The organism is Streptomyces sp. NPDC086989 (assembly GCF_044745505.1).
Lineage (GTDB): Bacteria > Actinomycetota > Actinomycetes > Streptomycetales > Streptomycetaceae > Streptomyces.
Genome location: NZ_JBIVAL010000014.1, coordinates 55,409 through 68,091 on the forward strand (window position 1 = coordinate 55,409; position 12,683 = coordinate 68,091).

The 12,683-nt window shown below is 73.2% G+C and carries 12 protein-coding genes; 3 read left to right on the forward strand and 9 right to left on the reverse strand.

The features are described from left to right. Window positions 1-27 precede the first annotated feature (27 nt). Window positions 28-1,383: a type VII secretion integral membrane protein EccD gene (gene eccD / locus ACIPK4_RS29735; protein ID WP_402318164.1), complete on the reverse strand. Its 1,356-nt coding sequence runs from the start codon at window positions 1,381-1,383 to the stop codon at window positions 28-30. 47 nt (window positions 1,384-1,430) lie between these two features. Then, the gene (locus ACIPK4_RS29740; RefSeq protein WP_402318556.1) at window positions 1,431-1,820 is read right to left on the reverse strand and encodes a hypothetical protein; all 390 of its coding nucleotides are present in this window, start codon (window positions 1,818-1,820) and stop codon (window positions 1,431-1,433) included. 46 nt (window positions 1,821-1,866) lie between these two features. On the opposite strand from ACIPK4_RS29740, the gene ACIPK4_RS29745 reads away from it, so the two are divergent. Then, window positions 1,867-2,295 (forward strand): DUF6177 family protein, encoded by a 429-nt coding sequence (locus tag ACIPK4_RS29745; protein WP_402318167.1) that lies wholly within the window; start codon window positions 1,867-1,869, stop codon window positions 2,293-2,295. Window positions 2,296-2,379: 84 nt separating this feature from the next. On the opposite strand, the gene ACIPK4_RS29750 is transcribed toward ACIPK4_RS29745, so the two are convergent. Together ACIPK4_RS29750 and ACIPK4_RS29755 are read right to left on the reverse strand one after the other, a co-directional pair. Continuing rightward, window positions 2,380-3,306, reverse strand: a complete 927-nt coding sequence (locus tag ACIPK4_RS29750) for a M56 family metallopeptidase (RefSeq protein ID WP_402318559.1) — start codon at window positions 3,304-3,306, stop codon at window positions 2,380-2,382. Window positions 3,307-3,311: 5 nt separating this feature from the next. After that, window positions 3,312-3,683 carry a BlaI/MecI/CopY family transcriptional regulator gene (locus ACIPK4_RS29755; protein WP_402318170.1) on the reverse strand — a complete coding sequence of 124 codons (372 nt, stop codon included), beginning with the start codon at window positions 3,681-3,683 and terminating at the stop codon, window positions 3,312-3,314. 100 nt (window positions 3,684-3,783) lie between these two features. On the opposite strand from ACIPK4_RS29755, the gene ACIPK4_RS29760 reads away from it, so the two are divergent. Continuing rightward, complete coding sequence (locus tag ACIPK4_RS29760; RefSeq protein WP_402318172.1) at window positions 3,784-4,416, forward strand: phosphatase PAP2 family protein; 633 nt, start codon at window positions 3,784-3,786, stop codon at window positions 4,414-4,416. A gap of 21 nt (window positions 4,417-4,437) precedes the next feature. On the opposite strand, the gene ACIPK4_RS29765 is transcribed toward ACIPK4_RS29760, so the two are convergent. Beyond that, window positions 4,438-5,028 carry a hypothetical protein gene (locus ACIPK4_RS29765; RefSeq protein WP_402318175.1) on the reverse strand — a complete coding sequence of 197 codons (591 nt, stop codon included), beginning with the start codon at window positions 5,026-5,028 and terminating at the stop codon, window positions 4,438-4,440. Window positions 5,029-5,142: 114 nt separating this feature from the next. Then, window positions 5,143-5,592, reverse strand: a complete 450-nt coding sequence (locus ACIPK4_RS29770) for an Lrp/AsnC family transcriptional regulator (protein ID WP_054227468.1) — start codon at window positions 5,590-5,592, stop codon at window positions 5,143-5,145. A gap of 140 nt (window positions 5,593-5,732) precedes the next feature. Here ACIPK4_RS29770 and ACIPK4_RS29775 point away from each other — a divergent pair, with 140 nt between their 5' ends. After that, complete coding sequence (locus tag ACIPK4_RS29775; RefSeq protein WP_402318178.1) at window positions 5,733-6,734, forward strand: asparaginase; 1,002 nt, start codon at window positions 5,733-5,735, stop codon at window positions 6,732-6,734. 97 nt (window positions 6,735-6,831) lie between these two features. Here the strand turns inward: ACIPK4_RS29775 and meaB are convergent, their stop codons facing one another. Genes meaB through ACIPK4_RS29790 form a run of 3 tightly spaced genes read right to left on the reverse strand, consistent with a single transcriptional unit; the run spans window position 6,832 to window position 11,915 of the window. After that, window positions 6,832-7,815 (reverse strand): methylmalonyl Co-A mutase-associated GTPase MeaB, encoded by a 984-nt coding sequence (gene meaB, locus ACIPK4_RS29780; RefSeq protein WP_402318179.1) that lies wholly within the window; start codon window positions 7,813-7,815, stop codon window positions 6,832-6,834. Between the two features lie 9 nt (window positions 7,816-7,824). Then, window positions 7,825-10,038, reverse strand: coding sequence for a methylmalonyl-CoA mutase (gene scpA / locus ACIPK4_RS29785; RefSeq protein ID WP_402318182.1), 2,214 nt, complete (start codon window positions 10,036-10,038; stop codon window positions 7,825-7,827). Then, on the reverse strand, window positions 10,035-11,915 hold the full coding sequence (locus ACIPK4_RS29790) for a methylmalonyl-CoA mutase family protein (RefSeq protein WP_402318185.1): 1,881 nt from the start codon (window positions 11,913-11,915) through the stop codon (window positions 10,035-10,037). Before ACIPK4_RS29790 ends, scpA begins: the two co-directional genes overlap by 4 nt. Between the last annotated feature and the right edge of the window lie 768 nt (window positions 11,916-12,683).

Below are 12,683 nucleotides of genomic sequence, written 5' to 3' on the forward strand. Positions count from 1 at the left end.
CCCGGAGCGCCCGGCCTGCGCCTTGACTCAGAACTTGTTGAGCAGCTGCCCGTACACGCCGAACACCCCGACCGCCAGCGGGAAGAGCCCCACCATGCCGACAGACTCGACGAGGTCCGCCGTACGCCGCAGCCGGACCTGCAGGTGCTCGGGCGGCTGCACCGCGAGCGCGAGCAGCGGCAGCAGGGCGGCCCCGCACAGCACCGCCAGCGCGGCAGCGCCCCCGTCGTGCTGGATCCACAGGACGACGAGACGCACGACGAGGACGCCCGCCGCAGCGAGCAGCGCGACGACCTCGGCGACCAGCGGGAAGGCCCGCGCACGCGACAGCATGACGACGGCGACGAGCGATGGCAGTGCAACGGTCCACACGCTGGGCTCCGCGGCCAGGGTGAGCAACCAGCCCGCAGCGGCGGCCGAGGCCCCGATCGCGATGGTCGCGAGAGCGAGGCCGCGGTGTGTGGCGGCGAGGGCGTTGCCGACCTCGTGACGGCTGACCGAGGCTCCGCCCGAGCGGCGGTCGTCGAGCGCGGTGAGCCCGGAGGCCATCAGGGCCAGCCGCGGCAGTACACCGAGCAGCACCACGGAGACCAGGGCCATGACGGCGCCTAGCCGCGCCGGTTCACCCTGGAGCGCGGCGACCGCCTCCCACACGGCGGTGATGGCGGCGACGGCCACGGCACCGATGAGACCGCCGCGGCCCAGGGGAGAGAAGTAGCCGAGCATGACCAGCGTCAGGACCAGGGAGCCCGCGACGGCGGCGAGCCGCACGATCCCCGACCACTCATGGGCGTCGGCGGCGGTCCACGCGGTGAGGATGCCCAGCCCGCCGGAGGCCAGCAGCAGCGCGGTGGCCAGGCCCCGGTTGCCCCGTCCGATCCGGGTGACGAGCGCACCGACAGCGAGCAGTACGAGCGTGACGGGCAGCAGGGCCCCGGCCAGGGCCTCGAGGGAGAACTCGCGCCGGGCGAGCAGCGCGGCGGTCACGGCGAAGGAGACGGTCGCGACGCCGGCGCTGCCCCTGCGGGCGGCGGGACGCCAGCGCCAGGCCTGGAGATCGAGGTCGTCGGCCACCAGGTCGGTGACGTCGTGGACGACGGGTGCGGGCGGCGCCGCGTGGATCCTTACGAGCCGCAGCACGGCACCGTCTGCTATCCCGGCCGACTCCAGCGTGCTGTCGTGCGGCAGCGCAGAACCGTCGGACGTCATCAGCTGACGCGTCATCGGGCGCGAGGCGGCCCGGTCGTCGAGCAACAGCAGGATGTCCGGCAGTAGTTGCCCGATCGGCATGTCGGAGGGGAGGACCATGTCGGCCCGGCGACGCTCGCCGACCAGAGTCACCCGGCTCAGTTGCGCCCGGGAAGTCGTTGCTGTGCTCACCACTTGGGGGAACCTATCATCGGGGCGTTCTGACCTTTCGGGCCCTGCTTCTACGACTTGGTTGGCTTGGGCGACTTCGTCACGTGCGAGGGTTGCGACGGCGACTTCGACGGCTTCTCGGACTGTGTCGACGCGGACGGACCCGGCGCCTTGGCCGGATCGGACGGCTTCAGCGGCTGCGGGTAAGGCTGCACCTGGCCCTGCTGTTGTTGCTGTTTCTGCTGCTCAGCCTTTTGCTTCGCAAGCGTCGTGTGGATGAAGGACCACCCGACACAACCCGCACACAGAACGGCCGCGATGGCGATGCCCGCGAACATCTTCCCGAGCCGCTCGTCCGCCGTGCGCCGCGCCCGCTGCGCACCGAACAGCAGCGCATCCCTCATCCTGCGGCGGCGTACCGCCACCGACTCCAGCAGCTGACTGTCATAGTCACGTGCCATCCGGCGTCCGTCATCTCCCCCGTGTTTTGCCTGTGCAACATAGAGCATGCAGCCACTCCAAGCACATGCATGGGGTCAGCATCTGCAAGCAGTGAGACCCCAGGAGCCGACCTCAAACTATCAAACGCAACAGGAATGGCCCCAGGTCAGCAGAGCCTCCCGCCGCCTGGCCGCCACAGGCGACCGGAGTTCGCGCCGACGCCGCGTCGAGGAAGCAGTGACGCTGGCATTCGTGCTCGGCGCGGAGGATGTGCGGGCGATGGCGGATGACCGTGCGCGGCGTACGCCGTTGTCCGAGCCGCCGGTCATCCTGGGGGCGAAGGCGCGGTCTGCGTATTACTACCCGTTGCCCGGGGATCCGTCGGACCTGGCGGGGTGGGTCCACTTCTTTCCACGTGTATTCCCTCACCTGTTCCCTGGGACCCGCCACGTGGAGTGCGTGGCGATCCTGGAGCCGGTGCGCGACGACGTCTGAGCCGGGGCTTCGGTTCGGAGCGTTCGGTGGGTTGGCCCGGTCGGTTGTGTCTGTGGGCGCGACCGGGTCGGTGCTTGGGGGGCGTCAGGGGGAGCGGAGTTCGCCCTGGGCGACCTCGATGTTCGTGTGGAGGTCCGTTGCGGCCTCCAGGTCCGATGCCGTCGAGAGGGTCAGGCAGGTCAGGAGGGCTGCCGCGATGGCGATGCCCGGGTTCGGCAGGGTGCGGGGCGTCGGGGTGGCGGGTGCCAGGAGGGCCGCCACGCGGCGGGGGACCGGGCCCGCCGTCGCGGCCAGGGCCAGGTCCGGGCGGCGTGCGGCGCCGCGGGCCGCGAGCGCCGCCCTGCCGATCGCCTGAGCCGTGAGGCGCCGGTCCCCGACGGCGTGCGCCGCGGCCTCGTCGGCGCAGCGCTCCAGCGCGTACGCGAGCGGCTCGCGCAGCGCGCCGAGGGCGGGGTGGCACAGGGCGGACAGCTCCGTCACCGCGGTGAACAGGTGATGGCGGCCCCGCAGATGGGCGCGCTCGTGCGCGAAGAGCGCCTCGCGTTCGGCGGCCGACAGGGCGCGCAGCATGCCCGCCGTCACCACGATCCGGCCCGGCCGGCCGGGCAGTGCGTACGCGTCGGGGAACTCGTCGGCCAGTACGAGGAGTTCGCCGTCGGCGCGGGCCCCCAGCCGCTTCGCCCGTCCCAGCTGGGTCCACCGCCGGCGCAGGCCCCGTACGAACAGGGCGGCGCAGAGCAGCAGGAGGGCCAGGGCGGCGACCGCGACCGCAACGACGGCGTCGGCCGAGCCCGTGGAGAGCGGGGTCAGGAGCCGGCCGAGTGCGGCGACGGCGGGCAGGTGGGTGGCGCCGGGCACGACGAGCAGCGTGAGCGCCGCGGTGCTGCCCGCCGCGAGGCCCGCGGCCGTGACGGCCAGCAGCCAGGCGGCCTGCCGCGGGGGCAGGCAGGAGACGAGGCGCCGGCCCGCGGGCCCGGCCAGGAACGGCACGAGCAGCGGCAGCCACACCATGACGATCACCGGTCGCCGCCTTCGAGGAGGGAGCGCAGGGTCCGCTCGTCCTCGTCGCTGAGCTGCGAGACGAAGCGGGACAGGACGGCGCCGCGGTCCTCGTTGCGCTCGAGCTCCGAGTGCATGCGGCGGGCGGTCAGGCCCGAGGCGTCCTCGGCCGGGAGGTAGGCGTAGCCGCGGCCGGAGCGGGTGCGGGTGACGGTGCCCTTCTCGTACAGGCGGGACAGGATCGTCGTCACGGTCGTCCGGGCGTGCGAGGTGCCCAGGGCCTCCTGCACCTGCCCGGGGGTGAGCGGGCCGCCGGCCGCCCACAGGGCCGCGAGCACGCTCGCCTCCAGCCCGCCGGAGGGGAGCCGTTCGGCGTTCGGGTCACCCATGGGAACGCTCCTCCGCACGTCATCGTCTACAGTGTGTAGACCGTCTACAGGACTGTAGTCGATCGGGTCGTCCCGCCCACTTGCACGATGGGAGCAGTACATGATGGCCCCCTCCGGCCCCGCGGCCGTGACCGCCCTGGACGGGCCGTCCGTCGACGGTCCCCTGTACACCCGCATCACTGCTCTCGCCGGGCGCGCCCCGGGCTGGCTGGACGCGCTGGTGTCGGGCTGGTCCACGTACGGCCTTGCGCTCTTCGGGCTGCTCATGGCGGCGGCCTGGTGGCGGGCGCGGCCCCGCCCCGGCCGGCCCGGGCGGACGGCCATGGCGCTGGCCGCGCCCGCCGTCGTCGTGACGGCCTTCCTCGCGGACACCCTGCTCAAGTCGCTGATCCGGGAACAGCGGCCCTGCCGGACCCTGCACGCCCTCACCCTGGAGGCCTGCCCGCCGCCGGGCGACTGGTCCTTCCCCAGCAACCACGCCGCCATCGCGGCCGCGGCGGCCACGGCGCTGTGGCTCACCGACCGGCGTCTGGGCGCGCTCGCCGGCCCGGCCGCGCTGCTGATGGCGTTCTCCCGGGTGTGGGTCGGTGCCCACTACCCCCACGACGTCGTGCTCGGCGTCCTGGTCGGCGCCGCGGTCGCCTGGCCCCTGACCCTGCTGGCCCGGCGCGGCGCACCCGTCGTGGAGAGGCTGCGCGGTACGCGGCTCGGGCCGCTGGTCGCGCCGCGCTGACGGCGGAGCCGGTGTGCGCCGTCAGCCGTTGGAGTTGAGGAAGCCGATCGCGACGGCGCCCCACCAGCACGCCTGCGACACGGCGGCGGTGGCCCCGCCCCAGGCCAGCATCCCGCGGCCGACCGGCCCCGTGGCGTCCGCGAGCCTGCGGCCCAGCAGCCCGGCCTGGAGGCCGTTGAGGGTCAGCGCGAGGACGAGCGCCAGCTTGGTCAGCGTCAGTTTCGAGCCGAGGTCGGGGTGCAGCATCATCCCGCTCGCGACGAGTCCGCCGAGGCCGGCCCAGATCGGCACGTGCAGCCGGGAGGCGGCGCCGAGCACTTCTTCGAGCGAGCACCGCCGGGTGGCCCACAGGACGCCGTAGTAGTCGGCGGACAGGACGGCGCCGAAGCCCAGGACGAGGGACGCGAGGTGGACGAAGAGCGCCGCCGTGTGCAGCGAGGCGTCCGTGCGGACGTGGGCGGAGAGCCAGAGGGCGGCCGTCAGGGCGAGCGCCGCGAAGAGACCCGCCGCGGCCACGGTCCACCAGGAGTCGTACAGGCGGACGGGCCGCGCGGCCGGGGTGTGGCCGGGCGACGGGGCGGCGACTGGGGCCGGGGCGACGGACGACAGCATGGGAGGGCTCCGGGGACGACGAGGACGGGGCCGCACCTGTGGCCCCAAAAGCAAGGTAAGGCTCACCTAAAAGTCGCCATCGGTCAATGTGCGCCCGGAGCGCGAGACGCGAGCTCAGACGGGCAGGCCCCGCGGTTCCTTGATCCTTTTCATGATGATCTGCGAGTTGACCTCCGTGACCCCGGAGAGCGCGGTCAGCTTCTCGATCCACAGGCGCTCGTACGCGCGCAGGTCCGCGACGGCGATCCGCAGCAGGCAGCCGGGGCTGCCGAAGAGCCGGTACGCCTCGATGACGTCGGGAATGTCGTGCAGGGCCGCCTCGAAGGCCTCTACGGCGTCGCGGTCGCGGCGCACCTCGACCGAGACCAGCACCTCGAAGCCGCGGTCGACCGCCTCGGGTGCGATCACCGCACGGTAGCCCTGGATCACCCCCTCCTCTTCGAGCTGGCGCACCCTGCGCATGCAGGGGGACGGGGTCAAGCCGACACGCTGGGCCAGCTCCTGGTTGCTGAGGCGGCCGTCGGCCTGGAGCTCGCGCAAGATTTCACGGTCAATGGCGTCCATGACGCAATTATCGCGTAGCGATTGTGAACAGGCAGGCTGAAAGTGGCAATCCCATTGCGCGGGGATCTCACTATCATTGCTCGCTACGGCATTTCTGAACGTCTGTACGAGGTATCACCCGTACGTGAGAAGGGGTGGTCATGGGACGGATCGTCGTCATCAGCACGGGCGGCACGATAGCCAGCCGCTGGCAGGGCTCCGGCTTCGCGGCCGACGCCGACGGGCGCGAGGTCATGGCCACCGCGCCGCTGCCCGAGGACATCACCGTCGAGGTGGTGGACCTGTTCAGCGTGAACAGCCCCCGGCTCACCACGGCCCACCAGCTCACCCTGCTGCGGACCGTGCACGAGGTGCTCGCCGATCCGGACGTCGACGGCGTCGTCGTCACGCACGGCACCGACACCCTGGAGGAGTCGGCCTTCCTCGTCGACCTGCACCACCACGACCCGCGCACCGTCGTCTTCACCGGCGCGCAGCGCCCCATGGGCACCGCCGACGGGGACGGCCCGGCCAACCTGTACGACGCCCTCCTCACCGCCGCGAACACCCGCGGGCTCGGCGTGCTGATCTCCTTCGCCGGACGGGTGCACGCGGCCCGCGGCACGGTCAAGACCCAGGCGGTGGCGCTGGACGCGTTCGCCGACCCCTCGAAGGAGCTGCTCGGGAAGATCGGCTTCGGCAAGGTGACCATGCTGCGCACCCCGCTGCGTCCCGAGCCGCTGCCGCTGCCCGCGATGCCCGAACTGCCGCCGCGCGTCGACATGGTGATGCACCACGCCGACGGCGACCCGGTGCTCCTGAACGCCGCGGTCGCCGCCGGGGCGCGGGGCATCGTCCTGATCGGCACCGGGGCGGGCAACGCCACGCCGGAGATCGTGGCCGCGGTCAAGGAGGCCATCGGGCGGGGCGTGCTGGTCGCCCTGACCACGCGGGTCCCGGCCGGCCCGGTCACCGAGATCTACACGCACGGCGGGGCCGTGGACCTGGTCGCAGCGGGCGCCGTCCCGACGGGCACGCTCCGCGCCGGCCAGGCCCGCATCGCGGTCCTCTCGGCCCTGCTGGCCGCCGCGGACCCGGCGGAGCAGGCCCGCGTCCTGGCCCGCGCGCTGGGCACCCAGGACGCGGCTCTGGTCCAGGCCTGACCCAGCGGCGGACCCACCCCCCGGGTCCCGCCCCCGGCGCCGGGACGCGCACGAGGCCGCACCCGTGGGTGCGGCCTCGTGCGTGAGGTCGGTGAGGTCAGTTGGAGAACGCCGCCAGGATGCGGTCCGCCGCCGAGGTGGGGGTGATGGTGCCCGCGCGGACCGCGGACTCCAGGGAGGGGGCCAGGTCCCGGACCGACGGGTCGGCGCGCAGCCGCTCCAGCAGCTCCTCGCGGACCATCGACCACGTCCACTCCACCTGCTGCTCGGCGCGCTTCGCGGCCAGCCGGCCGCCCGCGTCCAGCAGCGTGCGGTGCTGTTCGAGGCGGTTCCACACCTCGTCCAGGCCCGCCGACTCCCGTGCGCTGCAGGTGAGTACGGGCGGCGTCCACGCCGCATCGGCGGGGTGCATCAGCCGCAGCGCCCCCGACAGCTCCCGCGCCGCCGCCCTCGCGTCGCGCTCGTGCGGGCCGTCCGCCTTGTTCACCGCCAGGACGTCCGCCAGCTCCAGGACGCCCTTCTTGATGCCCTGCAGCTGATCCCCCGTACGGGCCAGCGAGAGGAGGAGGAAGGAGTCGACCATGCCGGCCACCGTCGTCTCCGACTGGCCCACGCCGACCGTCTCGACGAGGACCACGTCGTAGCCCGCCGCCTCCATGACGATCATCGACTCCCGGGTGGCCTTGGCGACCCCGCCCAGCGTCCCCGCCGAGGGGGACGGCCGGACGAAGGCCGAGGGATCGACCGCCAGGCGTTCCATCCGGGTCTTGTCACCCAGGATCGAGCCGCCCGTACGCGTCGAGGACGGGTCCACGGCCAGGACCGCGACCCGGTGGCCCAGTCCGGTCAGCATCGTCCCGAACGCGTCGATGAACGTGGACTTCCCCACGCCCGGCACACCGCTGATCCCGATCCGCCGGGCCCGCCCCGCATGCGGCAGCAGCTCCGTCAACAGGCCCTGGGCGAGCGCCCGGTGAGCGGGCAGGGTGGACTCGACGAGCGTGATCGCGCGCGCGATGAACGCGCGCTTCCCGTCGAGCACTCCCTTCGCGTAGGCCTCGATGTCGATCTTCGGAGGCATCGGCCGCGCCTACAGCTCGTGGCCCAGATCCGCGGCCAGCCGCGTCACCAGGTCGTGGGCCGCGTCCGGGATCACCGTGCCGGGCGGGAACACCGCCGCAGCGCCCATCTCCAGCAGCGTCGGCACGTCGGCCGGCGGGATCACCCCGCCCACCACGATCATGATGTCCTCGCGCCCCTCCTCCGCCAGCTGCTCGCGCAGCGCCGGTACGAGGGTCAGGTGGCCGGCCGCCAGCGACGACACGCCCACCACGTGGACGTCCGCCTCGACGGCCTGGCGGGCCACCTCCGCCGGGGTCTGGAACAGCGGGCCGACGTCCACGTCGAAGCCCAGGTCTGCGAAGGCGGTCGCGATCACCTTCTGGCCGCGGTCGTGGCCGTCCTGGCCCATCTTGGCGACCAGAACGCGCGGACGGCGGCCCTCCGCCTCCTCGAACCGGTCGACCAGCGCACGGGTGCGCTCCACGTTCGGGGACTCGCCTGCCTCGGTGCGGTACACACCCGAGATCGTACGGATCTGGCTCGCGTGCCGCCCGTACACCTTCTCCAGTGCGTCCGAGATCTCACCCACGGTCGCCTTGGCCCGCGCCGCGTCCACCGCCAGCGCGAGGAGGTTGCCCTCCAGGCCCTGGCCCGCGCCGCGCTCCGCCGCGTTCGTCAGCGCCCGCAGCGCGTCCTGCGTGAGCGCCTCGTCGCGCTCCTCGCGCAGTCGCCGCAGCTTCTCGATCTGCTGGGCGCGCACCGAGGAGTTGTCGACCTTGAGGACGTCGATCTGCTCGTCGTTCTCCACGCGGTACTTGTTCACGCCGATCACCGGCTGGCGCCCCGAGTCGATCCGCGCCTGCGTACGGGCGGCGGCCTCCTCCACGCGCAGCTTCGGAATGCCGGCGTCGATGGCCTGCGCCATGCCGCCGGCCGCCTCGACCTCCTGGATGTGCTGCCAGGCCCGGCGCGCCAGGTCGTACGTCAGCTTCTCGACGTACGCGCTGCCGCCCCACGGGTCGATCGACCGGCAGGTCCCCGACTCCTGCTGGAGCAGCAGCTGGGTGTTGCGGGCGATGCGCGCCGAGAAGTCCGTCGGCAGCGCGAGCGCCTCGTCGAGGGCGTTGGTGTGCAGCGACTGCGTGTGTCCCTGGGTCGCCGCCATCGCCTCGATGCACGTACGCGTCACGTTGTTGAAGACGTCCTGCGCGGTCAGCGACCAGCCGGAGGTCTGCGAATGCGTGCGCAGGGAAAGCGACTTGGCGTTCTGCGGGTCGAACTGCTTGACGAGCCGCGCCCACAGCAGCCGGGCGGCGCGCAGCTTCGCCACCTCCATGAAGAAGTTCATGCCGATGGCCCAGAAGAACGACAGGCGCGGCGCGAACGCGTCCACGTTCAGCCCCACGGCCTGCCCCGCGCGCAGGTACTCCACGCCGTCGGCGAGGGTGTACGCGAGCTCCAGGTCGGCCGTGGCCCCGGCTTCCTGGATGTGGTAGCCCGAGATCGAGATGGAGTTGTACCGCGGCATCTTCTGCGAGGTGAACGAGAAGATGTCCGAGATGATCCGCATCGAGGGCTTCGGCGGATAGATGTAGGTGTTGCGGACCATGAACTCCTTGAGGATGTCGTTCTGGATGGTCCCGGCGAGCTTGTCGGGGGAGACGCCCTGCTCCTCCGCCGCCACGATGTAGAGGGCGAGGACCGGCAGCACCGCGCCGTTCATCGTCATCGACACCGTCATCTTGTCCAGCGGAATGCCGTCGAACAGCTGCCGCATGTCGTAGATCGAGTCGATCGCCACGCCCGCCATGCCGACGTCGCCCGTGACGCGCGGGTGGTCGCTGTCGTAACCGCGGTGCGTGGGCAGGTCGAAGGCGATCGACAGGCCCTTCTGCCCGGCCGCGAGATTGCGGCGGTAGAAGGCGTTCGACTCCTCGGCCGTGGAGAAGCCCGCGTACTGGCGGATCGTCCAGGGCTGGTTGACGTACATCGTCGGGTACGGGCCGCGCAGGTACGGGGCCACGCCCGGGTACGTCCGCAGGAAGTCCAGGCCCTCCAGGTCGCGGCCCGTGTACAGCGGCTTCACGCCGATGCCCTCGGGCGTCTCCCACAGCAGGTCCCCGGCGGCTGTCCCGGTGGACTCCTTCACCGCCGCGCGCCACTGGTCCTCGGACCCGGCCGCGGAGGTGCTGCCGCCCAGCGCGAGGGCGGAGAAATCGGGGATCGCGGTGCCGTCGCTCAAGACGCCACTCCCATCCGGTCGAGTACGGAGGACAGCACGGCGACCGCGTCGCAGCCGGCGAAGACGTACTCGTCCACGGCGCCGGCCGACGTGCCGGGCTTGCCCGCGAGGAACACCGTGGTCGCGCCGGCCGCGCGCAGGGCCGCGGCCACCGCCTCGGCCTGCTCCTCGTACAGCGCGTCGCTGGAGCACAGCACGGCCATGCCGTCCGCGCCGCTCGCGGCGTAGGCCTCGGCGGCCGTCGCCGCATTCACCGACACCGGGTCGTGGACCGGCTCGACGCCGCCCGCCTGGAACAGGTTCGCGGTGAACGTGGCGCGCGCGGTGTGCGCCGCCGCCGGGCCCAGCGCGGCGAGGAAGATCCGCGGTCGGCTGCCGGTCGCGGCCAGGTGCGCGTCGCTGCGGGCGCGCAGCGCCTCGTACGCCTCGTCGCGCCGTACGCGGGGCAGCCCGCCGGAGGGTCCCGCGGGGGCGGGCTCGCGCTCCACGGGCCTCTCCGACAGCAGCGGGAACTCGCTGACGCCCGTGATGGGTTCGCGGCGCCTGGCGAGCTGCTTGGAGCGCTCGGCCCAGGTCGCGGCGAGGCGTTCGGCGACCAGACCGGAGCGCAGGGCGGCGGCGAGGCCGCCCGCCTTCTCGACAGTCTGGAAGAACTCCCAGGCGGCGTGCGCGAGTTCGTCGGTGAGCCGCTCGACGTAGTACGAGCCGCCGGCCGGGTCGATCACGCGGGCCAGGTGCGACTCCTCCAGCAGGATGGTGGAGGTGTTGCGGGCGATGCGGCGGGCGAAGGCGTCGGGCAGCCCCAGCTCGTGGTCGAACGGCAGCACGGTGACCGAGTCGGCGCCGCCGACGCCCGCCGCCATGGAGGCGACGGTGGTGCGGAGCATGTTCACCCACGGGTCGCGGCGGGTCATCATCACCGGCGAGGTGACGGCGTGCTGGCGCTGCGCGCCGGCGTCCGGAGCCCCGCAGGCCTGCGCGATCCGGGCCCACAGACGGCGCGCGGCGCGGAACTTCGCGATGGTGAGGAACTGGTCGGCGGTCGCGGCGTAGCGGAACTCCAGCTGGCCGAGGGCGGCTTCGACGCCGAGGCCACCGTCACCGTCGCCGTTCGCTTCGGTGAGGGCGCGGAGGTAGGCGACGCCCGTGGCCAGCGACAGGCCGAGCTCCTCGGCGGCCGATCCGCCGGCCTCGTGGTACGGCAGCGCGTCGACGGAGAGGGCGCGGACACCGGGCCAGTGCGCGGCCGCCTCGCGGGCGAGCCCGACGGCGTCGGCCAGGTCCAGGACTTCACCCGTACGGGCCTCGTGGCCCAGCGGGTCGGCGCCGAGGCTCGCCCGCGCGGCCTCCGGGGCCACCCCGCGCTCGGCGTACAGGCGCAGCAGGGCACGGGCGGCGTCGGCGTACGCCGCTCCGGCGTCCAGGGAGACGGGTGCCAGGTCGAGGTAGACGCCGTCGAGGGCGCGCGGGAGCGCGTCGACCGGGAGCCCGCCGGGGCCGCCCAGGGACAGCCAGAGGGAGGTGACCCCGTTCTCCAGGTCGGTCAGCACGGCTTCGTTGACCCGTACGGGGTCGCTGCCGAGGTGCCGCTGACGCACGTCCCAGCCGGCGGCCGCACCACCGGCGGCGCTGCCCCCTCGTACGAACGGCGCGAACCCGGGGAACCCGATGTCGTCGGGCGTTTCGGGCGCGGTGTACAGAGGGCGGGTGGTGAGCCCGTCCTGGAGCTTCGTGGACAACGCGTCTTCTGCGGCTTCGCCGGATACGTCCTTGCCGGACTTGCGTAGAACGCCCTCTACCAGGCGCTGCCACTGCTCATGCGTCGCGTCAGGGAACTCGGCGGCCAAGGAGAGCCCGTCATCAGGCAGGACCGTCATGGCTCGAATGCTAGGGGGGTCACCTTGTGAACGACTATAACCACCGGATGTGATCTCCCCCTCTCATGTGAGAGGGGATCCCCCACGAAAGAGCGCATTGCGTACGGCGGCCTCCGGCCCGGGCACATGTCCGGGCGGGGCGACACCCCTGCGCACCCCCTGATCCGGCGGCGGGCGGCACGCGGCGGCACGCGACGGACGGCGGTGTCGACGGGCGCGTGGCGGTCGCATTGCAGAGGTATGAAATCCAGCCACGGTTTTCAGCCGTTCGGAGGCGTCCCGGGGCGCGTGTCGTGGCCGTCGAGTTACCAGGTCAGGGCCGGTGCGGCAGGCCGGACCCGGGCCGCGGGCGGAGCCCCCTCCGGCGCGCCGGGCGGGGCTTGACCCGTGCCGGAGCCGCTGACAGGCTCCGAGCCATGTCCGCGTTCGAGCTTTCCGCCCCGCGGCTCCACACCCCCGGCTCCTGTACCGCGCCGGGTTCGTGTCCGGGCCGCTGTCCGGCCCCGCGCCGCGCCTGACCGCCGCCGCCCCGGCCAGGAACCGCTGACCGTTCGGCCCGCCGCCGAACCGGTCACCGGTCACCCGCCCCGGGACCGCCCCGGCCCTCAGCCGCCCCTGCCCTCTCGCCGTTGACCCCGCCCCACCCGGCCCAGGCCCACCGGCCCGGCCAGGAGCGGCTCACCGGCCCACCGGCCCACCGGCCAGGCCCCGGACCACCGTCCTCCGGCCTGTCCGGCCCGTCCGGCCCCGTTCCCTCCGCCGTCGTCC